At 53.8% G+C, this 24,986-nt stretch carries 21 protein-coding genes; 11 read left to right on the top strand and 10 right to left on the bottom strand.

Features of this window, described 5'->3' with window-relative positions; genetic code table 11:
• Nucleotides 1-50 precede the first annotated feature (50 nt).
• From nrdA to NH461_RS05535, 4 genes are all read right to left on the bottom strand, one after another.
• A complete protein-coding gene (gene nrdA / locus NH461_RS05520; RefSeq protein WP_261602252.1) occupies nucleotides 51-2,318 on the bottom strand; it encodes a class 1a ribonucleoside-diphosphate reductase subunit alpha in 2,268 nt (755 codons plus the stop codon).
• Between the two features lie 382 nt (nucleotides 2,319-2,700).
• Nucleotides 2,701-3,378 carry an HAD family hydrolase gene (locus NH461_RS05525; protein ID WP_261602253.1) on the bottom strand — a complete coding sequence of 226 codons (678 nt, stop codon included), beginning with the start codon at nucleotides 3,376-3,378 and terminating at the stop codon, nucleotides 2,701-2,703.
• A 214-nt stretch (nucleotides 3,379-3,592) separates the two neighbouring features.
• Nucleotides 3,593-4,303 carry a bifunctional 2-polyprenyl-6-hydroxyphenol methylase/3-demethylubiquinol 3-O-methyltransferase UbiG gene (gene ubiG / locus NH461_RS05530; protein ID WP_261602841.1) on the bottom strand — a complete coding sequence of 237 codons (711 nt, stop codon included), beginning with the start codon at nucleotides 4,301-4,303 and terminating at the stop codon, nucleotides 3,593-3,595.
• Nucleotides 4,304-4,492: 189 nt separating this feature from the next.
• A complete protein-coding gene (locus NH461_RS05535; RefSeq protein WP_261602254.1) occupies nucleotides 4,493-4,627 on the bottom strand; it encodes a hypothetical protein in 135 nt (44 codons plus the stop codon).
• Nucleotides 4,628-5,084: 457 nt separating this feature from the next.
• Here NH461_RS05535 and gyrA point away from each other — a divergent pair, with 457 nt between their 5' ends.
• From gyrA to NH461_RS05590, 11 genes are all read left to right on the top strand, one after another.
• Nucleotides 5,085-7,721, top strand: coding sequence for a DNA topoisomerase (ATP-hydrolyzing) subunit A (gene gyrA, locus NH461_RS05540; RefSeq protein WP_261602255.1), 2,637 nt, complete (start codon nucleotides 5,085-5,087; stop codon nucleotides 7,719-7,721).
• A 354-nt stretch (nucleotides 7,722-8,075) separates the two neighbouring features.
• Complete coding sequence (locus NH461_RS05545; protein ID WP_261602256.1) at nucleotides 8,076-8,516, top strand: DUF2846 domain-containing protein; 441 nt, start codon at nucleotides 8,076-8,078, stop codon at nucleotides 8,514-8,516.
• A gap of 240 nt (nucleotides 8,517-8,756) precedes the next feature.
• Entirely contained in the window at nucleotides 8,757-9,839 is a 1,083-nt protein-coding gene (gene serC / locus NH461_RS05550; RefSeq protein WP_261602257.1) for a 3-phosphoserine/phosphohydroxythreonine transaminase, read from the top strand.
• A gap of 164 nt (nucleotides 9,840-10,003) precedes the next feature.
• Nucleotides 10,004-11,284 (top strand): 3-phosphoshikimate 1-carboxyvinyltransferase, encoded by a 1,281-nt coding sequence (gene aroA, locus NH461_RS05555; protein ID WP_261602258.1) that lies wholly within the window; start codon nucleotides 10,004-10,006, stop codon nucleotides 11,282-11,284.
• A gap of 249 nt (nucleotides 11,285-11,533) precedes the next feature.
• The gene (gene cmk / locus NH461_RS05560) at nucleotides 11,534-12,217 is read left to right on the top strand and encodes a (d)CMP kinase (RefSeq protein WP_261602259.1); all 684 of its coding nucleotides are present in this window, start codon (nucleotides 11,534-11,536) and stop codon (nucleotides 12,215-12,217) included.
• Nucleotides 12,218-12,316: 99 nt separating this feature from the next.
• Nucleotides 12,317-13,987, top strand: a complete 1,671-nt coding sequence (gene rpsA, locus NH461_RS05565) for a 30S ribosomal protein S1 (protein ID WP_261602260.1) — start codon at nucleotides 12,317-12,319, stop codon at nucleotides 13,985-13,987.
• 72 nt (nucleotides 13,988-14,059) lie between these two features.
• Nucleotides 14,060-14,353, top strand: a complete 294-nt coding sequence (ihfB, locus tag NH461_RS05570; protein ID WP_261602261.1) for an integration host factor subunit beta — start codon at nucleotides 14,060-14,062, stop codon at nucleotides 14,351-14,353.
• Between the two features lie 129 nt (nucleotides 14,354-14,482).
• On the top strand, nucleotides 14,483-14,767 hold the full coding sequence (locus NH461_RS05575; RefSeq protein WP_261602262.1) for a LapA family protein: 285 nt from the start codon (nucleotides 14,483-14,485) through the stop codon (nucleotides 14,765-14,767).
• Between the two features lie 6 nt (nucleotides 14,768-14,773).
• The gene (lapB, locus tag NH461_RS05580) at nucleotides 14,774-15,943 is read left to right on the top strand and encodes a lipopolysaccharide assembly protein LapB (protein WP_261602263.1); all 1,170 of its coding nucleotides are present in this window, start codon (nucleotides 14,774-14,776) and stop codon (nucleotides 15,941-15,943) included.
• A 251-nt stretch (nucleotides 15,944-16,194) separates the two neighbouring features.
• Nucleotides 16,195-16,896, top strand: a complete 702-nt coding sequence (gene pyrF / locus NH461_RS05585; protein ID WP_261602264.1) for an orotidine-5'-phosphate decarboxylase — start codon at nucleotides 16,195-16,197, stop codon at nucleotides 16,894-16,896.
• A gap of 227 nt (nucleotides 16,897-17,123) precedes the next feature.
• Nucleotides 17,124-18,395, top strand: a complete 1,272-nt coding sequence (locus tag NH461_RS05590) for an MgtC/SapB family protein (RefSeq protein WP_261602265.1) — start codon at nucleotides 17,124-17,126, stop codon at nucleotides 18,393-18,395.
• 19 nt (nucleotides 18,396-18,414) lie between these two features.
• Here NH461_RS05590 and NH461_RS05595 read toward each other — a convergent pair whose 3' ends face one another.
• The 6 genes from NH461_RS05595 to pspF form a co-directional block, all read right to left on the bottom strand.
• Nucleotides 18,415-19,230, bottom strand: a complete 816-nt coding sequence (locus NH461_RS05595; protein WP_261602266.1) for an ATP-binding cassette domain-containing protein — start codon at nucleotides 19,228-19,230, stop codon at nucleotides 18,415-18,417.
• On the bottom strand, nucleotides 19,227-20,228 hold the full coding sequence (locus tag NH461_RS05600; RefSeq protein ID WP_261602267.1) for an oligopeptide/dipeptide ABC transporter ATP-binding protein: 1,002 nt from the start codon (nucleotides 20,226-20,228) through the stop codon (nucleotides 19,227-19,229). Before NH461_RS05600 ends, NH461_RS05595 begins: the two co-directional genes overlap by 4 nt.
• Nucleotides 20,228-21,115 carry a putrescine export ABC transporter permease SapC gene (sapC, locus tag NH461_RS05605; RefSeq protein ID WP_261602268.1) on the bottom strand — a complete coding sequence of 296 codons (888 nt, stop codon included), beginning with the start codon at nucleotides 21,113-21,115 and terminating at the stop codon, nucleotides 20,228-20,230. Before sapC ends, NH461_RS05600 begins: the two co-directional genes overlap by 1 nt.
• Nucleotides 21,102-22,064, bottom strand: coding sequence for an ABC transporter permease (locus tag NH461_RS05610; protein WP_261602269.1), 963 nt, complete (start codon nucleotides 22,062-22,064; stop codon nucleotides 21,102-21,104). The genes sapC and NH461_RS05610 overlap by 14 nt, the downstream gene beginning before the upstream one ends.
• A 4-nt stretch (nucleotides 22,065-22,068) precedes the next feature.
• Nucleotides 22,069-23,688, bottom strand: a complete 1,620-nt coding sequence (gene sapA, locus NH461_RS05615) for an ABC transporter substrate-binding protein SapA (protein ID WP_261602270.1) — start codon at nucleotides 23,686-23,688, stop codon at nucleotides 22,069-22,071.
• 134 nt (nucleotides 23,689-23,822) lie between these two features.
• Nucleotides 23,823-24,833, bottom strand: coding sequence for a phage shock protein operon transcriptional activator (gene pspF / locus NH461_RS05620; protein ID WP_261602271.1), 1,011 nt, complete (start codon nucleotides 24,831-24,833; stop codon nucleotides 23,823-23,825).
• Between the last annotated feature and the right edge of the window lie 153 nt (nucleotides 24,834-24,986).

Here is a 24,986-nt window from a genome sequence, read left to right on the forward strand (position 1 = left end):
CCTCAACTTCAAAGGGGAGCAGAAGCTCCCGCTTTAAATTGTGCTGTTACTTAAATCTTGCAGCTGGTGCAGTCGTCCGCGGAAACATCACCCTGGCTATCGGAAGCACCATCACGGGTGTTGTGGTAGTACAGGGTTTTCACGCCGAGTTTATACGCTGTCAGCAGGTCTTTTAGCAAGAGTTTCATTGGCACTTTGCCATTTGGCTGAATGCTTGGGTCATAGTTGGTGTTGGCAGAAATCGCCTGGTCGATGAATTTCTGCATAATGCCCACCAGTTGCAGGTAGCCATCATTGCTGCCGATATTCCACAACAGCTCATAGTTGTCTTTGTACTTGCTGTACTCAGGCACAACCTGCTTCAGGATACCGTCTTTAGACGCCTTCACCGAGACATAGCCGCGTGGTGGCTCAATGCCGTTGGTTGCATTTGAGATCTGTGACGAGGTCTCAGATGGCATCAGAGCCGACAGGGTTGAGTTGCGCAGACCGTGGGTCTTGATCTCTTCACGCAGCGTTTCCCAGTCGTAACGCAGTTCTGCACTGCAGATGTTATCGATATCTTTCTTATAGGTATCGATTGGCAGAATACCTTGAGCATAGGTTGTTTCGTTAAATGCCGGGCAGGCACCTTGCTCTTTCGCCAAGCCGACCGATGCTTTCAGCAGGTAGTACTGAATGGCTTCGAAGGCTTCATGGGTCAGGTTATTGGCACTGCCGTCTGAGTAACGCACATCGTGCTTGGCCAGGTAGTAGGCGAAGTTGATCACGCCGACACCCAAAGTACGACGGTTCATGGTGGCTTTGTAAGCCGCCGGCAGCGGGTAGTCCTGGTAGTCCAGCAGGGCGTCCAGGGCACGTACCGTCAGGTCGGCCATTTCTTCCAGATCGTCCAGCGTATCGATGGCACCCAGATTAAAGGCAGACAGCGTACACAGGGCGATTTCACCGTTCTCGTCTTCGACGTTGTTCAGCGGCTTGGTCGGCAGCGCAATTTCCAGGCACAGGTTCGACTGGCGGATTGGCGCGACAGCCGGGTCAAACGGGCTGTGAGTGTTACAGTGGTCGACGTTCTGGATGTAGATCCGGCCCGTTGAAGCACGCTCTTGCATCAGCAGCGAGAACAGATCAATCGCTTTGATGGTCTTACGCTTGATGCGCTCGTCTTGCTCGTATTGCTCGTACAGGCGCTCAAACTCAGTCTGGTCCGCAAAGAAAGCGTCGTACAGGCCCGGAACGTCAGATGGTGAGAACAGGCTGATGTTGCCGCCTTTGATCAGACGGGTGTACATCAGTTTGTTGATTTGTACGCCGTAGTCCATGTGACGGACGCGGTTTTCCTCAACCCCGCGATTGTTCTTCAGCACCAGCAGCGATTCAACTTCACCGTGCCAGATTGGGTAGAATAGGGTGGCTGCGCCGCCGCGAACACCGCCTTGCGAGCAGCATTTGACCGCCGTCTGGAAGTATTTGTAGAACGGGATACAACCGGTGTGGAAGGCTTCGCCGCCACGAATTTCTGAGCCCAGGGCACGGATACGGCCGGCGTTGATGCCGATCCCGGCACGCTGAGACACATAACGGACAATCGAGCTGGCGGTTGCGTTGATAGAATCCAGGCTGTCATCACACTCGATCAGCACACAAGAGCTGAACTGACGCGTCGGGGTACGAACACCAGACATGATTGGCGTCGGCAGCGAGATTTTGAACTGGGAAACGGCATCATAGAAGCGCTTGATGTAGTCCATGCGTGTCTCTTTCGGGTATTTTCCGAACAGACAGGCTGCAATCATCATGTACAGGAACTGGGCGCTTTCGAAGATCTCACCGGTCACCCGGTTTTGTACCAGGTATTTCCCTTCCAACTGCTTCACCGCAGCGTAGGAAAAGTTCATGTCACGCCAGTGGTCGATGTAGGTGCCCATCAGGTCGAATTCTTCTTTGCTGTAGTCTTCGAGCAGGTGGCGATCGTATTTCCCTTTCTCAACCAGGGTGCTGACATGGGTATAGAGTGTTGGTGGCTCGAACTGACCGTAAGCTTTCTTACGCAGATGGAAAATCGCCAGGCGTGCCGCCAGATATTGGTAGTCTGGTGTTTCCTCTGAAATCAGATCAGCCGCTGCTTTGATGATGGTTTCGTGAATATCCTCAGTTTTGATCCCGTCATAAAACTGGATGTGGGATTTCAGCTCGACTTGAGAGACCGAAACATTCTCCAGACCTTCAGCGGCCCAGGTGATCACTCGGTGGATTTTATCCAAATCGATACTTTCTTTGCGTCCATCACGCTTGGTAACAGTTAGCTGTTGATTCATTTTTGACCGTTTTCCCAGAAATTCGCCAATAACAGGGTGTTTTACAACTTTTTCGTGAAAAGTTGTAAAGATTGTGATCTTAGTTACAACTCTCAGTCTAGTCGAAAAACACTACATATTGGGGTGTTGAGCTTATGGCGTTACAAGATAGTGATGAAGCGCGGGTAATGCAAGGTGGTAATTTTTGGTCGCCTGTGGATAACGTGGGGATGGTAAGAAAAAAGTTGGTGCCTACTAACTGATTTAGGCAGATACGCCAATATAATAGAAAAAATCAACGAAACCAGCCGATAAAAATTGGTCCGAAAAAAAATATTTTTCTTGATTTTTTGTCGGACCGTCACCGCAAAATTACCCCTGAACTTATTGATTAAGAAATGACTTATTCGCCCTTTCTTTGCAGCTCCAGGATCTCAATTAAGGCCTCCGGTGTGGGTAAAATTCCGCGGGCCAGCCAGGCATCCGGGCGATGTTCTTTGCCGATATACCCCCATCCGGCAACCAGGCCGTGCATTCGGGCTGCATTGGCGGCAATCATATCTTTCTCGATATCGCCGATGTAGGCGCAGGCCGTATGTGGGATCCCGAGCAGCTCACTGGCATGCAGCAGCGGCTCGGGGTGGGGCTTGGCGACGGCCAGCGTATCGCCACACACCACCACCTGAGCTTTGAGCAGCTCCGGGAAGAACGGCAGCAGGAGTTCCGTGAGAAAACCGGGCTTGTTGGTCATGATCCCCCAGGGAATATGCTGTGTTTCAAGGTAAGCCAGCACTTTGTTGATCCCGCGATAGATTGAGGTGCCTTCACAGATATTTTGCTGGTAATAATGCAGAAACTCCCGGCGCAGCTGAGCTGCATCCAGGTGGGTCGGAATGGTGCCGAAGCCGGCGGTGAGCAGCCCTCTGGCCCCGTAGCTGGTGTTGGCTCTGATCTGCTCATCGGTCAGCGGTGCCTGATGATAGTCTGCCAGGACCCGGTTGGCGGCCTCGGCCATATCGGGGGCGGTGTCGAGCAAGGTGCCGTCAAGGTCAAACAAAATCGCGCGGATCGGTGAGTTCATGCTTTATATCCTTATAAAACCGGAGACGGGTGCTGGTGAGCCCGGTATGGGTGAATCCGGGATGTGCGAATTCGGGATGTGTGAATTCGGCCCGGTAATGCCTGGCGAAGCCTTGTCTTGCTGTTGTTTAGTGTAGCTCGGGTTCTTGATGTAGCCCGGGCGTAGCGCGTTACTGGATGAATAAAAAGGGGCGCCTGATGGCGCCCCGTCCGGATTAGACCGGTTTGATGGTATGGACGATGTAGTTGACATCGACATTTTTGCCCAGCCAGTAACGATCGGTCAGCGGGTTATAATGCAGGCCCGTGATGTGGCGATCCTGCAACGGGGTCTGATCGATCATCGCCATCAGCTCCGACGGGCGAATAAATTTGTTGTGGTCGTGTGTTCCCCGCGGCACCAGCTTCAGGATCTGCTCGGCGCCGACGATGGCAAACAGGTAAGCTTTGAGGTTGCGGTTCAGGGTTGAGAAGAAGATGTGGCCGCCTGGTTTGACCATTTTGGCACACGAGGCAATCACCGAGGCCGGATCCGGGACGTGCTCCAGCATTTCCATGCAGGTCACCACATCATAGGTTTGCGGGAACAGCTCGGCGTGCTCCTCGGCGGTGCGTTGCACATACTCCAGCTTCGTTCCGGTTTCCAGGGCATGAAGGCGGGCTACGGTCAGCGGCTCTTTGCCCATATCCAACCCGGTCACCTCGGCACCTTCCACGGCCATGCTCTCGGCCAGAATGCCCCCACCACAGCCGACATCCAGAACTTTTTTGCCAAACAGACCGTCGGCATGATCAATTACATAGTTCAGCCGCAGGGGATTGATTTGGTGAAGCGGCTTGAATTCACCCTCCAGGTCCCACCAGCGCGAGGCCATTTCTTCAAATTTCGAGATTTCTGCCGGATCGACATTCAACTGCTTGGTCATTGTCATCGCCATTTTCCTTTATCGGTTGCCGGCATTATAACGAAATCACAAAAGTGAAATAATAATTTCTGCACAAACAGCACACTTGGCATCAACGGATGCGTGAAAAAAGGCGAGGCTCAGGCCGGAATAGAGCAGGAAGAGAATGGGAACAAGCAGCAGACTCCGGTCGGCTGCTGCCTGGATCCATCAGTGCTGGCTCAGCGTGATGAGTTCCGGTGCCAGTGAGCCGGAGAACAGCGTCATGGCAGCAAGAATGAGCATCAGGATGTATTTCCCGCCGATGATACAGAGTCCGATGGTGTTGATGGCTTGGCTTAACATGGTGACCTCACTTATTTTTCGGTGAAAAAATAAAGATTCAGGTCCGTTTGATACAGCTAAACGGTTGGGGCATGGCCATTTTACGCTTCAGGTGGTCGGGAAGTTTGACCCCGATCAGAGTCTGAGGTAATGAAAATGCGGCGGGAGCGTTGCAGGGGTGAAACCGCGATGGGATCGGCTTTTTACAATTGCTCATACTTTTTTCGTTGGTTGAAAAACAAGATTTGTTGGCTGAAAAATAAACGGTCAACCAGCGAAATGGAAGTGATGGAAAAATAACCATTTGAGTGGGCGACCGGAGGTTAAGCCCGATATCTGGTGTCTGGATTTTGATAAATCCGCTAAATTACTCACAACATAAATTGTGAAAGGTGTGCCTATCGAGGCCGGTTTGTGCTATATTCTCGCACCTTGCACGTAGAAATACGACAGAAATTACCTGAGGGATATTGGCTCCATGAGCGATCTTGCAAAAGAGATCACGCCCGTAAACATTGAAGAGGAGCTGAAAGGCTCATATCTCGACTATGCGATGTCCGTTATCGTAGGTCGTGCTCTTCCGGATGTGCGTGATGGCCTTAAGCCGGTACACCGTCGCGTGTTGTTCGCGATGAATGTGCTTGGCAATGACTGGAATAAAGCATACAAAAAATCAGCCCGTGTGGTTGGTGACGTCATCGGTAAATATCACCCCCACGGTGATAGTGCGGTCTACGATACGATCGTGCGTATGGCGCAACCTTTCTCCCTTCGCTACATGCTGGTAGACGGCCAGGGTAACTTTGGTTCGATTGACGGCGACTCCGCTGCGGCAATGCGTTATACCGAAGTCCGGATGTCGAAGATTGCGCACGAATTGTTGGCGGATCTGGACAAAGAAACCGTTGATTATGTGCCGAACTACGACGGCACTGAGCAGATCCCGGCAGTCCTGCCGACCAAAGTTCCGAACCTGCTGGTCAACGGTGCTTCCGGTATTGCCGTGGGTATGGCCACCAATATTCCGCCGCATAACCTGGGCGAAGTCATTGACGGCTGTCTGGCGTACATCGACAACGAAGACATCACCATTGATCAGCTGATGGACTATATCCCGGGACCAGATTTCCCGACCGCAGCCCTGATCAGTGGCCGCAAAGGCATTATCGACGCCTATAAAACCGGTCGCGGCAAGGTCTACATGCGCTCGAAAGCGGAGATCGAAGCGGATAAGAACGGCAAGGAAACCATTGTCGTCACCGAGATCCCGTACCAGGTGAATAAAGCGCGCCTGATCGAGAAAATTGCCGAGCTGGTCAAAGAGAAAAAAGTCGAAGGCATCACGGCACTGCGTGATGAATCGGATAAAGACGGGATGCGCATCGTGATCGAATGCCGCCGCGATGCGGTGGGTGAGGTCGTGCTGAACAACCTGTACGCGCAGACTCAGCTGCAAACTACGTTCGGGATCAACATGGTTGCCCTGGACAACGGCCAGCCGAAGCTGTTCAACCTGAAAGAAATGTTGAAGTGCTTCGTCAACCACCGCCGTGAAGTGGTGACCCGCCGGACCATTTATGAACTGCGTAAAGCCCGTGATCGTGCCCATATCCTCGAAGGTCTGGCACTGGCACTGGCAAATATCGATGCGATCATTGAGCTGATCCGAAATGCACCGACCCCGGCCGAAGCGAAAGCAGGCTTGGTCGCGCGCGGCTGGGAGCTGGGGAATGTGGCTGCGATGCTGGAACGTACCGGCACCGATGCAGCCCGTCCGGACTGGCTGGAGCCGCAATACGGGATCCGTGACGGCCAGTACTACCTGACCGAGCAACAGGCCCAGGCCATTCTGGATCTGCGTCTGCACAAGCTGACCGGTCTGGAGCACGAGAAGATCCTCGACGAATACAAAGCGCTGCTGGAAGAGATCGCAGAGCTGTTGCACATCCTGGGTAGCCCCGAGCGTCTGATGGAAGTGATCCGTGAAGAGCTGGAGCTGGTGAAAGAACAGTTCAACGATCCGCGTCGCACTGAAATCACTGCGGCCAGCCACGATATCGACCTGGAAGATTTGATCACTCAGGAAGACGTCGTTGTGACGCTGTCGCACGAAGGCTACGTGAAATACCAGGTGTTGAGTGACTATGAAGCGCAGCGCCGTGGCGGTAAAGGCAAAGCCGCAACCCGCATGAAAGATGAAGACTTCATCGAGCGTCTGCTGGTGGCGAACACCCACGACACGATTCTGTGCTTCTCCAGCCGGGGTCGGATGTACTGGCTGAAAGTCTATCAGCTGCCGCTGGCCAGCCGGACTGCACGCGGTAAGCCGATCGTGAATATCCTGCCGCTGGAAGAAGGTGAACGGATCACTGCGATTCTGCCGGTGAAAGAGTACGAAGCAGATAAGTTCATCTTCATGGCGACCGCTGACGGGACCGTGAAGAAGACGCCGCTGACTGATTTCAGCCGTCCGCGCAGTGCCGGTATTATTGCCGTGAACCTGCGTGAAGGCGACTCGCTGATCGGGGTGGATATCACCAATGGTAGCGATGACATCATGCTGTTCTCGCAAGCCGGTAAAGTCGTTCGCTTCTCTGAAGAGCAGGTCCGTGGGATGGGCCGGACGGCTGCGGGTGTCCGCGGGATCAAACTGGCCGAAAGCGATCAAGTGGTCTCACTGATTGTGCCGCACAACGAAGGCGATGTACTGACCGTGACCGAAAATGGTTTCGGTAAGCGTACCGAGCTGGCTGAGTATCCGGCCAAGAGCCGTGCGACGCAGGGCGTGGTGTCGATCAAAGTCACCGAGCGGAACGGTTCGGTTGTCGGCGCGGTTCAGGTCGAAGAAGGCGATGAGTTCATGATGATCACCAATGCCGGTACGCTGGTCCGTACCCGAGTGGCAGAAGTGAGCAAAGTGGGCCGGAATACGCAGGGTGTGACCCTGATCCGTACGGCGGATGATGAGCAAGTTGTCGGCCTGCAACGGATTGACGAGCCGGATGAAGAATTGGTGGAAGCTGTGGCAGATGACCCCGAGCAAGCCGGTTCAGAAGTCCCGCCTGCGGCACCAGAAGCAGAAGACGGTGACACTGAGTCTTCCAATGATGATTAATCGCTGAAGATGATGCTTAATCGCTGAAATCGTTGTCAGAAAAGCGCAGTCTCCGGGCTGCGTTTTTTTTTGTTCATACCCGTGTGATTGAACCAATTTGTATCAGAACCGGGTGTTATCCAAGCAAGGGAAGCATCGGGAGAATATAGTTCGGTGGCATAGTAGTAATTCCGCCTAAGTATATGATAATAAACATGAAAAAATGACATGAACTCACTCGAAAAATCCAATCATTATTGTCCACCATATCAGTTTAGTTATTTATGATACGCAAGCTTTTCTGAAGAAGCCGGCCGCTGAAGCGTCGTGACACTGCTCGGCGGTTGTCAGTATTGATGTCATGAAGGATTGCTTATGTATAAAAGACTACTTGCCGCGGCCGGGCTTGCACTGGTGATGACCGGATGTGCCAGCGTCGAGATGGCGGATTCGGCACAAGATGCCCAGCTTAAGACGTTTCAAACCAAGCCCGATGTCGCTGGTGTCTATATTTATCGCAATGAAGGTCTGGGCGCTGCTGTCACCATGGATGTGGCCGTGAATGGTCAGCCGTTGGGGCAGACGGCAGCGCACACGTATTTGTATGCGGAGCTGCCGGAAGGGAAGCATACGATTGAGTCAGAAGCGGAGAATACTTCTGAACTGGAAGTGGATGTGCAAAAGGGCCGCCTGTATTACATCTGGCAGGAAGTGAAAATGGGGATCATGTATGCCCGGAACAAGCTCCAGTTGGTGGATGAAACTACCGGCCAGCAGGGTGTTAAAGAATCCAAGCTGGCCGTGAGTACCCAGTAACAGTGTGACACCCGGGTAAAATGGGCGCTGGCGCTGAAGGCTCGTTTTGCCCGGGATCGGTATATTCCTGCCCCGCCAAGCATTTTTTCAACAAATACCTGCCTTCAAGGGTTTTCAGCCGGCGGATAAAGGTGTAAAAACAGAACTTGTTGATCGTTGTCACAGTTGGCCTGACGCCGTTTTCTGCGGGCAAAGATCAAACCCTTCCCCCCAATGCTGAGCAGGAGCGAATTTTATCTCATGGAAAAGGTTTACAATTTTTGTGCTGGTCCGGCAATGATCCCGGCAGAGGTCCTCAAGAAAGCCCAAGCCGAGCTGATTGACTGGAACGGCCTGGGTACATCGGTGATGGAAATCAGCCACCGCAGTAAAGAGTTCGTTGCAGTGGCCAAGCAGTCCGAGCAAGACCTGCGCGACCTGCTGTCGATCCCGGATAATTACCATGTCCTGTTCTGTCATGGTGGGGCGCGTGCCCAGTTTGCAGCCGTGCCGCTGAACTTGCTGGGTGAGGCTGAGTGTGCTGACTATGTCGATGGCGGCTACTGGGCGCACAGTGCGGCGGAAGAGGCGGAAAAATACTGTTCGCCGAATATCATCGATATTACCTGTGAAAAAGACGGTAAACGTGCGGTGTTGCCGGCCGCGCAATGGCCGCTGTCCAAGGATGCGGCATTTGTTCACTTCTGTCCGAATGAAACCATTGACGGGATTGAAATCCGTGATCTGCCCGTGACCGACAAACCGATTGTGGCGGACTTGTCCTCAACTATTCTGTCCCGTGAGATTGATGTTTCTCAATATGGGGTTATCTACGCCGGTGCGCAGAAGAATATTGGCCCTGCCGGCCTGACGATTGTGATTGTCCGGGATGATCTGCTGGGTCAAGCCAAATCTGTCCTGCCAAGCGTGCTGGATTACACGGTGCAAGTTGAGAAAGAGTCGATGTTTAACACCCCGCCGACATTCGCCTGGTACCTGGCCGGTGAAGTGTTCAAGTGGCTGAAATCCATTGGCGGCGTAGCGGAAATGCAGCGGCGCAATGAAGCCAAAGCAAAGGTGCTCTACGACTTTATCGATCAGTCCGACTTTTACCGCAATGACGTGCATTCAGGCAACCGCTCTTTGATGAATGTCCCGTTCCAATTGAAGAACCCGGCGCTGGATGTCACGTTCCTCGAGCTGGCGGAAGCGGCAGGCCTGAAAGCTCTGAAAGGTCACCGAGCTGTGGGCGGGATGCGCGCCTCGATTTACAACGCCATGCCGCTGGAAGGGGTTCAGGCGCTGGTTGACTTCATGGCGCAGTTTGAACAACAGCATGGCTAAAAAGCTGTGCTGAAGCGCCGACAGAACAACTAAGGCTGCCGCGTAGGCGGCCTTTTTATTGAATCATCGGATCAGCCAAATCAGGCCGGATTCAGTACTAGCCGACGAGGGCATTATTCGCTAATCTGCGAGAACGCCGAAAAAACAGGATAGAAGAGAGACAGATGGACAGTTTAACGTTACAGCCGATACAACAGATGAATGGGGTCGTGAATCTACCGGGGTCGAAAAGTGTTTCAAATCGTGCCCTGTTATTGGCAGCGTTAGCACACGGGACCACACGACTGACCAACCTGCTCGATAGCGACGACATTCGCCATATGCTCAATGCGCTAACGCAACTGGGGGTGAGCTATCAGCTTTCAGAGGATAAGACCGTCTGTGAAGTGCATGGATTGGGTCATGCGTTTGCACCGACGCAAGCCCTGGAGCTGTTTTTGGGGAATGCCGGGACTGCGATGCGTCCGCTGGCTGCTGCCCTGTGTTTAGGGGGCGGCGAGTTTATCCTGACCGGTGAGCCGCGGATGAAAGAACGGCCGATCGGCCATCTGGTCGATGCGCTACGGGCAGCCGGCGCTGATATCACTTATCTGGAAAATGACAATTATCCACCGCTGAAAATTATCGGTACCGGCCTGAAAGGCGGGGATGTGGAAATCGACGGCTCGATCTCCAGCCAGTTCCTGACCGCTTTTTTGATGGCAGCGCCGCTGGCGGAAGGGGATACGGTGATCCGCATTAAGGGAGAGCTGGTTTCCAAGCCGTACATCGATATTACCCTGCACATTATGGCCCAATTCGGGGTGACGGTTGAAAACCATAATTATGAAGTGTTTGTGGTGAAGGGTGGCCAATCTTACCAGGCACCGGGTGAGTTTCTGGTTGAGGGGGATGCGTCGTCTGCCTCTTACTTCCTGGCTGCCGCTGCGATTAAAGGCGGTGAAATCAAAGTCACCGGCATCGGCAAGAAAAGCATCCAGGGGGACGTGCAGTTTGCCGATGCGTTGGCAGCGATGGGTGCCGAGATCGAGTGGGGCGATGATTACGTGATAGCCCGCCGCGGCGAGCTGAAAGCGGTCGATATGGATTTTAACCATATTCCGGATGCTGCCATGACCATTGCGACTACGGCGCTGTTTGCCGAAGGGACGACCGTCATTCGCAATGTCTACAACTGGCGGGTGAAAGAAACGGATCGCCTGGCAGCCATGGCGACCGAATTGCGCAAAGTCGGCGCCGAGGTTGAAGAAGGGGAAGATTACATTAAAATCACGCCGCCGGCGCAGTTGAAACATGCGGCGATTGATACCTATGATGATCATCGCATGGCCATGTGTTTCTCGTTGGTGGCGCTGAGTGATACCCCGGTGACCATCAACGATCCGAAATGCACCTCCAAAACCTTCCCGGACTATTTCGACAAACTGGCGCTATTGAGCCGTTAAGTTCGCCGAACGGTCCCGCTTGGTCGGAAATAATCGAGCCCGCACACTGCGGGCTTTTTTCTTTCTGGCGCAGCGGGAAAGGTCTGCGGTCGATTCTGCCTTTTCAAGCCCCTGATTTGATAGAATTGAGGCACTTTTTCCCGTATAATACGCCCCCGTTTAAGAGTGATAATACCAAACATCATGCCAGCATCCCCGGCAAAGTGTTTGGTATTGAAGCTTAATTTGGAACCAATTCGGAGAAAACCTATGTCTACACATGCTCCAGTGATCACTGTTGATGGGCCAAGCGGTGCCGGTAAAGGCACGCTCTGTATGCTGTTGGCAGAAAAACTGGGCTGGAAGCTGCTGGACTCCGGTGCGATTTATCGTGTCCTCGCCCTGGCAGCCATTCATCATGGTGTTGATCTTGAATCAGAAGATGCTCTGGTTCCGTTGGCCGCGCACCTGGATGTGGAATTTAAAGCCGAAGGTGAGTTGGTGAAAGTGATCCTCGAAGGCGAAGATGTCTCGGGAGAGCTGCGTAAAGAAGAAACGGGGAATGCGGCGTCGAAAGTGGCTGCGTTACCCCGGGTTCGTGAGGCACTGCTGCGTCGTCAGCGGGCGTTTAGCGAAGCGCCTGGCCTGGTGGCTGACGGACGGGACATGGGGACCGTGGTCTTCCCGGGTGCCGAAGTGAAGGTTTTTCTCGATGCCAGCGCGCACGAGCGGGCAATTCGCCGCATGAACCAGTTGCAACAGAAAGGCTTAGATGTTAAATTTGATAGTCTTTTGAACGAAATTCAGGAACGTGACGATCGCGACCGTAATCGAGCGGTAGCCCCGTTGCGTCCCGCGGCTGATGCTTTGGTGCTAGACTCTACTGAGATGTCAATAGAGCAAGTTACTGCCGAAGTATTGGCTTATATTGAAACGAAATTATCAGTTGAGTAATCAACATGATGGCGTCGGTATCAAGGATGAATACTGACTTTACCCCCAACCCCATGTGGTAGGATACCCATGGTTGTTTATCACATTGAAGATTAAATAATGATTGAATCTTTTGCTCAGCTCTTTGAAGAGTCACTGAAAGAAGTAGAAACGCGCCAAGGTGCCATCGTTAAAGGTACTGTTGTAGCGATCGAAAACGGTTATGTACTGGTTGACGCGGGCCTGAAGTCTGAGTCTTCTATCCCTGTTGAAGAATTCAAAAACGCCGCTGGCGAAATTGAAATCGAAATCGGTGCAGAAGTTGACGTAGCTCTGGACGCTGTTGAAGACGGCTTCGGTGAAACTAAGCTGTCTCGTGAAAAAGCGAAGCGCCACGAAGCTTGGATCCAACTGGAAAAAGCTTACGAAGATGCTGAAACTGTTGTTGGTATCATCAACGGTAAAGTTAAAGGTGGTTTCACGGTTGAGCTGAACGGCATCCGTGCATTCCTGCCTGGTTCACTGGTTGACGTTCGTCCAGTACGTGACACTGCTCACCTGGAAAACAAAGAGCTTGAGTTCAAAGTAATCAAGCTGGACCAGAAGCGTAACAACGTTGTTGTTTCTCGCCGTGCTGTTATCGAGTCTGAGAACAGTGTTGAGCGTGATGAGCTGCTGGCTTCTCTGCAAGAAGGCATGGAAGTTAAAGGTATCGTTAAGAACCTGACCGACTACGGTGCATTCGTAGATCTGGGCGGTGTTGACGGCCTGCTGCACATCACTGACATGGCTTGGAAGCGCGTTAAGCACCCATCAGAAATCGTGAACGTTGGCGACGAGATCAACGTGAAGGTTCTGAAGTTCGACCGTGAGCGTACTCGCGTATCTCTGGGTCTGAAGCAACTGGGTGAAGATCCATGGGTTGCTATCGCTAAGCGTTACCCAGAAGGCACTAAGCTGTCTGGCCGCGTAACTAACCTGACTGACTACGGCTGCTTCGTTGAAATCGAAGAAGGCGTTGAAGGTCTGGTACACGTGTCTGAAATGGACTGGACTAACAAAAACATTCACCCATCTAAAGTTGTTAACGTGGGTGACGAAGTTGAAGTTATGGTTCTGGACATCGACGAAGAGCGTCGTCGCATCAGCCTGGGTCTGAAGCAGTGTAAAGCGAACCCATGGCAGTCATTTGCAGAAATGCAAGCCAAAGGCGACCGCGTAACTGGTAAGATCAAGTCTATCACTGACTTTGGTATCTTCATCGGTCTTGAAGGCGGCATCGACGGTCTGGTTCACCTGTCTGACATTTCTTGGAATGTTGCTGGTGAAGAAGCTGTTCGTGACTTCAAGAAAGGCGACGAAATCTCTGCAGTTGTTCTGGCTGTTGACGCAGAGCGTGAGCGTATCTCTCTGGGCATCAAGCAAATCGAAGAAGACCCGTTCAACGGCTTCGTTGCTATGAACAAGAAAGGCGCTCTGGTAACTGGTACTGTTACTGCTGTTGACGCGAAAGGCGCAACTGTTGAGCTGATCGAAGGCGTTGAAGGCTACCTGCGCGCTTCTGAAGCATCTGTTGACCGTGTTGAAGACGCAACTCTGGTTCTGTCTGTTGGCGATTCTGTTGAAGCGAAATTCACAGGCGTTGACCGTAAGAACCGCGTAATCAACCTGTCTGTTCGTGCGAAAGACGTTGCTGAAGAGCAAGAAGCAATGGCTGCCCTGAACAAGCAAGATGACGCTGCGTTCGGTAACGCAATGGCTGACGCTTTCAAAGCGGCTAAAGGCGAATAATTGAGCATAGGGGGAACACTTTTCCCCCTAAGCGGTTATACTACTGAGAAACATACTAAAAACGGAGTGTTTATGACAAAGTCTGAATTGATTGAAAGGCTGTGCAGTCAACAAACACATCTTTCTGCGAAACAAGTAGAAGATGCGATCAAGGAAATCCTTGAGCATATGGCGACTACCCTCGCTGAGGGCGACCGTATTGAAATCCGTGGCTTTGGTAGCTTCTCCTTACATTACCGTGCTCCACGCGTTGGGCGTAATCCCAAGACCGGGGATAAAGTTGAGTTGGACGGCAAGTACGTGCCTCACTTTAAACCGGGCAAGGAACTACGTGATCGCGTGAACGCTGCTTTCGCAGCGAATTAAGCGCAATTAGAACAAAAAAACGGCATGCTGAAAGTATGCCGTTTTTTTATGTCTATTGATCATGGTCTGATGTGTGAAAATCTTGCATAATCAACCCATCAACTATCGATCAAGTAAGAAGGATTTACGATGAAGATAATAAGCATTCTTGTTTTGGTGGTCTGCTTTCTCATTACGCTGGCGTTGGGTGCGCAAAACCAACAGTTAGTGAATTTTGATTATCTGATTGCTCAGGGTGAGTTCCAGTTGTCGACCCTGCTCGGCATTGCGTTTGGTGGCGGTTTTGCCATTGGGTGGCTGATCTGCGGTATGCTGTATCTGAAAGCTCGTTTCTCCAGAAATCGTCTGAGCAAGAAAATCGCGAAACAGCAACAAGAGCTAGCGCAGCTGCGTGCTGAGCCTGTGAAGGAATAACTATTAATGCTAGAGCTGTTGTTCCTGTTATTGCCAATTGCCGCCGCTTACGGTTGGTACATGGGTAACAGGAGCGCTAGTAATAAACAACAGGAGCAGTCTCACCACATGTCACGCCAGTACGTGACTGGTTTGAACCTGCTGTTATCTGATCAGTCAGATAAAGCGGTAGACGTGTTTATTGAACTGCTCCAAGTTGATAGTGAAACGATCGATACTCACCTTGCTTTGGGGAACCTGTTCCGCAGCCGGGGTGAGGTAGATCGTGCCATTCGGATCCACCAAAATTTGATTGCGCGTCCGAATTTAACGATTGATCAACGCAATCTGGCCCTGCAGCAGTTAGCCAAGGATTATATGGCTGCCGGATTCTTTGATCGCGCCGAGAAAATATTTGAACAGTTGCTCGATGAGCCGGAGCACCGCAAAGGGGCATTGCAGCAGCTGTTGACCATCTATCAGCAAACCCGCGAGTGGGACAAGGCGATAGACATGGCTGGCCAGTTGGTCAAGATGGGCAAATCCAAGCTCAAGCACGACATTGCCCATTACTGGTGTGAGACGGCGATGCTGGAGCTGAGCGCCTTGAACATGGATAAGGCCAAGCAGTATTTGAAAAAGGCGTTGTCAGCAGACAAAGCATGTGTGCGGGCCTCTTTAATGATGGCCAAGATCCTGATCAGTGAAGAAGACTATAAAGCCGCCCTGAAGCAGCTGGAGCGGGTCGCTGAGCAGGATACTGATTACGTCAGCGAAACTCTGCCGATGCTGTTGCAATGCTACGAGGCGACCGGGAACGAATCAGGATGGTATAAATACCTCCAGCACTGTGTGGAGCTCAATGCCGGTGCCACAGCCGAGCTGATGCTGGCAGACGAAATTGCCAAGCAAGAAGGGTCAGTTCCTGCCCAAACCTTTATGACTCGCCAGCTGACTAAAAACCCGACCATGAAAGGCTTTTATCAGTTGATGGATTATCACCTGGCTGAAGCCGAAGAGGGCCGGGCCAAGGAAAGCCTGAGCACCTTGCGCGCCCTGGTCGGCGAGCAGTTGAAAGTCAAACCCCATTACCGTTGCCGTAATTGTGGCTTTGCCACCCACTCGCTGTACTGGCAATGCCCGTCCTGTAAAGGCTGGGGCGGTGTGAAACCGATCCGTGGCCTGGATGGCGAATAATACTGTGAACAAAGCCCGCTTTAACTGATGCGGGCTTTTTATTGTCTGCCGTTTGGGGGGGAGGCTGATGCGCTGGTTTATCTGTGAGCTTTAGTGGCGGACAAACGATTGGCAAGATCAGAAAAGATATCCTTTTGGCGCTTAACAACAAAATTTGAAGAAATACTCGCAAAAAAACATTTTTACGGTACAATCCCGACCGCGCTCAGGGAGGCTGGGCGAGTTTGACCCATTACCAAGCAGGAGATGCAATGTTGGATCCAAAAGTCATTGTCGCGCTCGATTATCCAAGTCAGGACGAGGCACTTGCCTTTGTAGACCGGATTGAGCCAGGCACTTGTCGACTCAAAGTCGGCAAAGAGATGTTTACTTATTTTGGCCCTGATTTTGTGCGTAAACTGCATGATCGGGGCCATTCAGTATTTCTGGACCTGAAATTCCATGATATCCCGAATACCTGCTCACGCGCGGTTGCTGCTGCAGCGGAACTTGGGGTGTGGATGGTCAATGTTCACGCCAGTGGCGGTGAGCGAATGATGGCAGCGTCCCGTGAAATCCTGGAACCGTTTGGCAAGGATCGCCCGTTGTTGATTGCAGTGACGGTACTGACCAGCATGGAAGCCTCGGACCTACGTGGCATTGGGATCACTGCTGAGCCGCAGGAACATGTCCTGAACCTGGCACGCCTGACCCAAAACAGCGGCCTGGACGGCGTCGTGTGTTCAGCGCAGGAAGCGACACTGCTCAAAACCGAGTTAGGCCGCGAATTTAAACTGGTGACACCGGGGATCCGTCCGGCAGGCAGTGCCGCGGGCGATCAGCGCCGGGTGATGACACCGGTTGAGGCAGTGCAGGCGGGATCCGATTATCTGGTGATTGGCCGCCCAATTACCCAAGCCGATGATCCGGCAACGGTTCTGGCCGCAATTAATCAGAGCCTCGCTTCATCTTAGCATGGCGTAATCTTCGCTTGAGCCCTTCGGGCGAGTCATCTTTCAGCAGGCCCTTTTCAGGGCCTGTTTTCGTTGTGGTGCGCCGGTGGGGGACACCTCGCCACCGGCACTGGGTGAGATGCGGTTAGCTCGGTCTTTGATAAGAGTTGAAAACCGTGACAGAACAACCAGTTGCCTCTTACCGGGAGGTCTACACTGTCAGTAACTCCGATGGATAGGGATACGCAATGGAACCGAATCTGGACTTCACCTCCCCGTTTGTACGGCTGGCCATTGCCTTGTTATTGGGCGCAATTATCGGTATTCAGCGTGGTTGGGAGGGGCGCCATGAGGTAGCCGGCTCGCGGATTGCCGGGATCCGCACCTATTCCCTGATCGGACTGATGGGCGGCTTAAGCGGGCGGCTGGCGCAGGTGTTTTCCGAACTATTTCTCGGCTTTGCGCTGGTCGCTTTTGCGGTGCTGATTATAGCCGCCTATCTCAACAGTCAGCACGTGAAATCCAACCTGAGTATTACCGGGATTGTCGGCATGCTGATCACCTTTCTGCTCGGCAGCCTGGCGGTGATCGGTGAGCCGGTGGTCGCCGCCTCGGCGGCCGTGATCACCGCGATTATTCTGGATAACAAAACCGAGTTGCATGAAGCCCTGATGAAGCTGCAGGCGTATGAGCTGGATGCGGCCCTGAAGTTGTTGCTGATCTCTGTGGTGATGTTGCCGCTGCTGCCGAATGAAGGATTCGGTCCGTGGCAGGCGATCAACCCGTATGAGATTTGGTGGATGGTGGTGCTGATCGCCGGGATCTCATTTGTCGGGTACTTTGCCATTAAGTTTGGTGGCGCGGAGAAAGGGATCCTGTTTACCTGCCTGTTTGCCGGTTTGAGTTCATCAACCGCGTTGACGCTCCAGTTTGCCAATCTGTCCAAGCAGCAACCCAGGCTCAGCGGATTGCTGGCGAGTGGGATCCTGATCAGCTGCGGGACCATGTTTCCCCGGATCATCCTGGTTTGCTCTGTAGTGAACTATCAGTTGGTTGGGCTGCTGTGGTTGCCCATGGTCGTGATGATGCTGGGGTTTTACCTCCCGGCTTACTGGATATGGCGTCACAACCGGTTAGATGGCAGTGAGGCGCCGGAGCTGAATCAGAATCCGCTGGCACTGTCCTCTGCTTTTTTCTTCGGCCTGATGTTGTTGGCGATTATGCTGCTGTCGAATCTGCTTCAGGAGTGGTTCGGTGATACCGGGACCTTGTTGCTGGCAATGATTTCGGGAATTACCGATGTAGATGCGATCACCCTGGCGCTGGGGCGGCAAAGTACCGGCAGCCTGTTGCTCTCGACGGCTACCTTGGGGATCTTTATTGCCTCGGCGGTCAACAGCCTGGTGAAAATGGGCATGGCCAGTGTGATTGGGACACCGGCTCTGCGAAAATACGTGATCATTCCTATTGCCGGTGCCGTGATGCTGGGCGCCGTGGTCGTCGGGTTCAGCCCGGTTTAAAACGCTACCCTTTCGGATATTAGCATTCAACCTTGGCCGAGCGACGGCTGCGTCGGTCGAGGGAATGGGCTGAGAAGTGGCTGTCGAGCAATTTCTGGGTCAGGGAATGCTGCGGGTTGTTAAAGACTTCCTGGGTCAATCCCTGTTCGACCACCTCACCGTTTTGCATCACCATGACTTTATCGGTGAAGTGCTTAATGACCCCCATGTGCTGCGACACATAAATATAAGACAAGCCCATCTCTTCCTGCAATTCGAGCAACAGGTTGATAATTTGCGAGCGCATTGACATATCCAGGCCGTTCAGGGCCTCATCGGCAACAATAATGCAGGGTTGCAGGATCAGGGCGCGGGCCAGGGAAACCCGTTGCTTTTGCCCGGTGGCCAGCATCTGCGGATAAAAATAGGCGTGCTCCGGCAACAGCCCGACCCGCCGCAGTGTTTCCATGATCCGTTGCTCACGCGCCTGCGGCGTCATATTGGTGTTTCGTTTCAGTGGTCCTTCGAGGATCTGCCCGATCTGGATCCGGGGGTTGAGCGAGGTATTGGGATCCTGAAAAATCATCCGGATCAGCTTACATCGCGTCTGGAAGTCATGGTAAGCCAGCGGCTCACCATTGACCCGAATGATGCCTTCAGTCGGCTCGACCACGCCGGATAGCATTTTCGCCAGCGTCGATTTTCCAGAGCCGTTTTCCCCGATAAAGGCCAGTGTTTCCCCGGCTTCAAGAGAAAATGAAACCGGCTTGACGGCTTCAATAGTCCGGCGGCGAAACAGCCCGGAGCGGTAGTGATAGTCTTTTTTCAGGTGTTCGACTTCAAGGAGCGCACTCACTTCTGGGTATCCTCCATATTCAGCGGAAAGTGGCAACTGAATTTATGGTTTTTGATTTTTCGGCGCTTCGGTACTTCGACGCATTTACGCTGAGCATGCGGACAGCGCGGTCCCAGGCGGCAGCCAATCGGTAAATGCTGCAACGGCGGGATTGAGCCCGGCAGGGTCTCCAGCTTGCACTTATGCGGCAGGACGTCGAGGTTGAAATCCGGCATGGCATGCAGCAGGGCTTCGGTGTATGGGTGGTGGGGGGATTCCAGCAGTTGTTTCCGGCTGCCGGACTCCACCGCCTGGCCGCAATACATCACGGTGATCCGGTCTGCCCACTGAGTCACCATGGTCAAATCATGGCTGACCAGCAAAATGGTGGTATTGCTGAGCTGGTTCATCCGACTGAGCAAACGGAAGATCTGGGATTGGGTGATGGGATCGAGATCGTTGGTCGGCTCGTCCGCAATCAGCAGGCGAGGGCGGTTGGCGATCGCCATCGCGATCATCACTTTCTGGCACTCGCCATCCGTCAGTTCATACGGATAGCTTTTCATGACCCGTTTGTGATCCTTGATCCCGACTTTGTGCAGCAGGGCAATCGCCTGTTTCTGCCGCCAGTGGAACCGTTGCCACCAGCTTCCGGTGAACGAGCCGGAAGGGATCGCCTCTTCGAGCTGCTCGCCGACCTGCTCGGACGGATCCAGACAGGAGGAAGGCTCCTGGAAGATCATCGCAATCTCCCGGCCAACCACCTTGCGTCGCTCACGGGCCGAGAGGGTCAGCAAGTCGATATCGGCCAGACGCAGACGGTCGGCACTGACCCGCCAGCTGTCTTTGGTGACGCCGGCGATGGCTTTGGCGACCAAGCTTTTACCGGAGCCGGATTCACCCACCAAGCCGCGGATTTCCCCTTCGCTCAGTGTCAGGCTCATGCGATCAACCGCTTTGACCATCCCCTGCGGGGTTTCAATTTCAATGGTGAGGTTACGAATATCGAGCAGTGGCATTAGTCTATCCCCGCATTAATGGCCTGGCGGAGTCCTTCTCCTACTAAGTTTATAACCAATACGCTGAAAGTGATGGCCAGCCCCGGTAGCGTCACGGTCCAGGGGGCAAGATAGATCAGCTCAATCGAGTCGCCCAGCATTGCGCCCCATTCTGCCGAGGGTGCCTGGGCACCGAGGCCGAGAAAGCCCAGCGCCGCCAGATCCAAAATGGCAATGGAGATCGCCCGGGTCAGCTCGTTGGAAATCACCGTCAGGATATTGGGCATGATTGAGTGATACAGCAGGTAGAAATTGTTGGCGCCATCCAGCCGTGCAGCAATGATGTAATCTTTCTCCACTTCGTTATGCACTGCAGTGTACACCGCGCGAATAAAGCGCGGGATCAGCGCCAGCCAGATCGCCAGCAGGATATTGAGCTCGCCCGGTCCCATATAGGCCACGACAATAATCGCCAGCAACAGGGATGGGATCGATAATACGGTATCGAGCAGGTGGTTGAGAAAGCTGGATTTCAGGCCCTGGGTCATCCCCGCCATCACGCCGATGGCAATCCCGATCACACTGGAAGCCAGCGCAATCAGCAGTGCATAGCCGAAGGTCAGCTGGGAGCCGATGAGCAGGCGACTGAGCATATCCCGTCCCAGATCATCGGTACCGAAGAAGTACTCGACATGACCGGTCGGATCCCACGAAGGGGGCATCAGGAGCTCACCAACTTGATCATAAGGTGAATACGGGATGATCCACGGTGCGGTCACGGTGATGAGGAGCAGGAACAGCAGACACCAGAGGCCGAACATGGCCAGCGAGTTGGTGCGGAAATTTTGCCAGGCCCGCTCCCACTGGGTCGGGATTTTCTGCTCCTGGTAAATGTTATTTGATAGCATACCATTCCTTTCTGACGAGCGGGTTGACGATCGCGCCGGCCAAATCCGACAGGATGTTGGCGATCAGGATAAAGCTGCCGACGGCAATCACACCGGCCTGGATCGCCACATAATCCTGACCGGCAATGGCATTGAGCAGCCAGCGGCCGATACCGGGCCAGTTAAAGATTGACTCGGTGAGCATGGCGAAGGTCATCATGGTGGAAAATTGCATCCCCAGTTTGGGAATGATTGGCGGAATGGCATTTTTCATCACGTGCCGACGGATGATCTCAAACATCGACAGGCCCTTGGTCTGGGCCACTTTGATAAAGTTCTGCCCCATAATTTCAGATACTGATGCACGGGTCAGGCGGATCACCTCCGTGGTCGGCGCCATCGCCAGCACCAGGGTCGGCAGGATCAGGTGGCGAATGGTATCCATCAGTGCTTCGGCGCGATAGGGCTTGTCCGACAGGATCACATCAATTAAGGCCACGCCGGTAACTGGCTTGATCTCATACAACAGACTGTAGCGACCGGCAACCGGCAGCCAGCCAAGCTGCTGCGAGAACAGCATGATCAGCAACACCGCCAGCCAGAATACCGGAACGGAGTAGCCGAGCAGCGCCAGGGAAGAAATCGATGTATCTATCAGGCGCCCGCGTTTCACCCCGGCCAGGGTTCCGAGCGGGATCCCGACCAGCAATGACAGGACAAAGGCAAAGAAACAGAGTTCAATCGTCGCCGGGAAGGCAGCCAGTACATCCTGGGTGATCGGCTCGCCGTTGGTGTTGAGGCCCAGGTTCCCGGCCAGCAGGTTTTCCAGATAGATGAACCAGCCGCTCCAGAAAGACTGGTGGCTCCATTGCAGGGTCGGATCCAGACGCAGAATGCTAAAGCCCACCAGCGTCAGGATGGCCACGGTGATCAAAAACAGATTAAGTCGACGAATTGTGTAAATAAACATGCGGTTACTCGCTGCGATAAACGCTGGCAAAAGAGCGGGTGCCAAACGGACTCATTTGCAGGCCGCCAAGAGATTGATGATGAACCTGAAAATGGACCCCGTGCGCCAGCGGGATCACCGGCACCTGTTCGTCGAGGATATCCTGGACCAGATGGTAGTAGTTGACGCGTTGCTCAAGCTGGGTGGTCCGTGATGCCAGCTCCAGCAGGTTGTCGAAGCTGAGATCGCACCAGTTGGCCACGTTCAGCCCGGCAGCTTTGGCGCTACACGACAGCAACGGACGGAAGAAATTATCCGGGTCGCCGTTGTCGGCAATCCAGCCGGTCAGCTGCATGTCGCTGTTGGAGGCGGAGGTCGAACTGAAGCGGCTGACGGACTCCTGGGCCAGGATGATCAGGCGTACCCCGACGGTTTTCAAATCGGCCTGGATCAGCTCGGCGGTCTTGCGCGGGCTCGGGTTATACGGGCGAGGCTCGATCGGCACCCACATCGTCAGGATCAGATCATCGGCATAGCCGGCCTCTTCCAACAGGGCACGTGCCCGCTGCGGATCGTAATCCAGCGCCTGGCTGCCGTGGTTATAGGCCCAGGACATCGGCGGCAGGATACTTTTGGCTTTGGTGCCGGTGCCGTAATACACCGAATTGAGCAGGTTGTCCCGATTGATGGCCAGATTGATGGCCTGTCTCACGCGCGAATCCTGCATCACGACTTTGTCGTTGTTCAGGGCGACAAAGGCAACGTTCATGCCGGTTTGGGCCATGAGTTCGAATTCTTCGCTGTTGCTGATCACCGGCAGCTGGCTGGCGACCGGGGACGACAACACATCACACTCTTTGCTCAGCAGTTTGGCCAGGGTGCCGGTGCCACGGGCCGAAATGTCAAACACCACTTGCTCCATCGGCGCGGCGCCTTGCCAGTACCCCCAATGGCGGTTCAGGCGGATCAAATCGTCGGGCAGGTACTGGGCAAGATAGAACGGTCCGGTCCCGATGGGTTTCATATCCAGCTGTTGCAATTGTCCGGCCTTGAGCAGGCGCTGGGCAAACTCCTGGGAGTGGATCACCGCGTAGCTGGTGGCCAGATTCGACAGGAAGGCGTTGTCCGGACGGGTCAGCACAAACGTCACAGTATGGGAATCATCCATTTCGATATGATCGATCAGGTCGCTGAAGCCCTGGCTTTCAAACCACGGATAGCGTCCGCCAGACACCGCATGGAACGGGTGTTTGGGGTTGATGATCCGCTGGAAGCTGAACACCACGTCCTGGGCGTTGAAACGCCGCGTGGGTTTGAACCATTCGGTGGTTTGAAACTCAATGCCTTTGCGCAGTTTGAAGGTATAGGCCAGGCCGTCATCACTGATGGTCCAACTGCGGGCCAGAGAAGGCAGCGGCTGGTGGCTGACCGGATCGAGCATCAGCAGGCGATCGAAAATTTGAGCAGCAAGTGTATCGGCGGTCAGCCCGCCGTCAATCAGCTGGGGATTGAAGGTGGTCGGCGTATCTTGCCCGCAATAGACGAAGCCACGGCTACGAATGGTGCTATCTCGCTGTGGCTCTGAGCAGCCAATCAGGCTAACCAGACTGAGGCACGCAAGCAGTAGACGAGTTGAGGCGCTCATATCGAAATGTATTTTTGGAAAACAAGTGGTTAAATTTATCATTATCCATCACCGGCACCAAGCATTGCCGTGAAATAACCTGCCAAAACGCGGTGTTTTTTATCGAGGATGTGCGCCGGGTGTGATCCGCCGGATCACGGGGGCGGGGTGCCGACCAGCTGGTACTTGCGCAACAGGCCTCTCAGTTGATGGTAGCTTAAACCCAATAGCTCAGCGGCATTTCGTTGATTAAACCGGGCTTGTGCCAGTGCCTGGCGGATGAGGGTGACTTCCTGCGCTTGCTGCCACTGGCGAAAATCGAGCGGGAAATTCGGGGCCGGTGGCACAGGGGGATCTGCGGGCGAATCGCTTTGGGGCACACTTTCCTGCTGCCAGGGTGTGCGGAACGGGTCGATAATAATTTCAGCGACCGGCTCATCTTCCAGGCTGTGGCGGAACACCGAACGCTCAACGACGTTTTTGAGCTCGCGGATGTTGCCGGGCCAGTGGTAGTCCAGGAGTGCAGCCCGGGCTTCGGGTGAAAAACCGGCAAAGTAGCCGAAACCCAGCTCCCGGCACATCCGCACGGCGTAATAGTCAGCCAGCGGCAGGATATCTTCCCGGCGTGCCCGCAGCGGCGGCAGGTGGATGATATCAAATGCCAGGCGATCGAGCAGATCGGCACGGAATTTCCCGTCTTCGGCTAACTGGGGCAGGTTGTCATTGGTGGCGCAGATCAGCCGGACGTTGGCCTGGCAGGTGCGGCTGCCGCCGACCCGCTCGTACTCGCCATATTCAATGACCCGCAGTAATTTTTCCTGGACCCCGAGCGGTGCCGTGGCCAGTTCGTCGAGAAACAGGGTGCCGCCTTCAGCCCGTTCGAACCGGCCCTGGTGGCGGCCTTTGGCACCGGTGAAAGCGCCGGCTTCATGGCCGAACAACTCAGAGTCAATCACCCCTTCGCTCAGTGCGGCGCAATTGAGGGCGATGAGCGGCTGGTCCCAGCGTTTGGACAGATAATGGATCCGCTGGGCAATCAGCTCCTTCCCGGTGCCGCGCTCACCCAGGATCAGGATCGGACGGTGCAACGAGGCCAGGCGTGACGCCTGATCCAATACGGCCAGAAAAGATTCGGACTCACCGATCAAATTATCTGTCTTTTGCATGGTTAATCTCGCTAACTGTTGGCGAATTTAATTACACCATAGCACCCGGCGATAGAAAGTGACAATATAACTTGTTGAAAATTATAAAAATAAAAGTTGGCACGCTGCTTGATATATCTTCATCATCACAGCAATGACCGGGGTGACAAGCCC

The organism is Photobacterium sp. TY1-4, from assembly GCF_025398175.1.
GTDB lineage: Bacteria > Pseudomonadota > Gammaproteobacteria > Enterobacterales > Vibrionaceae > Photobacterium.

Coding starts and splice junctions, on each gene's coding strand:
- nrdA (WP_261602252.1), bottom strand. CDS start 2,318: ATGAATCAACAGCTAACTGTTACCAAGCGTGATGGACGCAAAGAAAGT.
- NH461_RS05525 (WP_261602253.1), bottom strand. CDS start 3,378: ATGAACTCACCGATCCGCGCGATTTTGTTTGACCTTGACGGCACCTTG.
- ubiG (WP_261602841.1), bottom strand. CDS start 4,303: ATGACCAAGCAGTTGAATGTCGATCCGGCAGAAATCTCGAAATTTGAA.
- NH461_RS05535 (WP_261602254.1), bottom strand. CDS start 4,627: ATGTTAAGCCAAGCCATCAACACCATCGGACTCTGTATCATCGGCGGG.
- gyrA (WP_261602255.1), top strand. CDS start 5,085: ATGAGCGATCTTGCAAAAGAGATCACGCCCGTAAACATTGAAGAGGAG.
- NH461_RS05545 (WP_261602256.1), top strand. CDS start 8,076: ATGTATAAAAGACTACTTGCCGCGGCCGGGCTTGCACTGGTGATGACC.
- serC (WP_261602257.1), top strand. CDS start 8,757: ATGGAAAAGGTTTACAATTTTTGTGCTGGTCCGGCAATGATCCCGGCA.
- aroA (WP_261602258.1), top strand. CDS start 10,004: ATGGACAGTTTAACGTTACAGCCGATACAACAGATGAATGGGGTCGTG.
- cmk (WP_261602259.1), top strand. CDS start 11,534: ATGTCTACACATGCTCCAGTGATCACTGTTGATGGGCCAAGCGGTGCC.
- rpsA (WP_261602260.1), top strand. CDS start 12,317: ATGATTGAATCTTTTGCTCAGCTCTTTGAAGAGTCACTGAAAGAAGTA.
- ihfB (WP_261602261.1), top strand. CDS start 14,060: ATGACAAAGTCTGAATTGATTGAAAGGCTGTGCAGTCAACAAACACAT.
- NH461_RS05575 (WP_261602262.1), top strand. CDS start 14,483: ATGAAGATAATAAGCATTCTTGTTTTGGTGGTCTGCTTTCTCATTACG.
- lapB (WP_261602263.1), top strand. CDS start 14,774: ATGCTAGAGCTGTTGTTCCTGTTATTGCCAATTGCCGCCGCTTACGGT.
- pyrF (WP_261602264.1), top strand. CDS start 16,195: ATGTTGGATCCAAAAGTCATTGTCGCGCTCGATTATCCAAGTCAGGAC.
- NH461_RS05590 (WP_261602265.1), top strand. CDS start 17,124: ATGGAACCGAATCTGGACTTCACCTCCCCGTTTGTACGGCTGGCCATT.
- NH461_RS05600 (WP_261602267.1), bottom strand. CDS start 20,228: ATGCCACTGCTCGATATTCGTAACCTCACCATTGAAATTGAAACCCCG.
- sapC (WP_261602268.1), bottom strand. CDS start 21,115: ATGCTATCAAATAACATTTACCAGGAGCAGAAAATCCCGACCCAGTGG.
- NH461_RS05610 (WP_261602269.1), bottom strand. CDS start 22,064: ATGTTTATTTACACAATTCGTCGACTTAATCTGTTTTTGATCACCGTG.
- sapA (WP_261602270.1), bottom strand. CDS start 23,688: ATGAGCGCCTCAACTCGTCTACTGCTTGCGTGCCTCAGTCTGGTTAGC.
- pspF (WP_261602271.1), bottom strand. CDS start 24,833: ATGCAAAAGACAGATAATTTGATCGGTGAGTCCGAATCTTTTCTGGCC.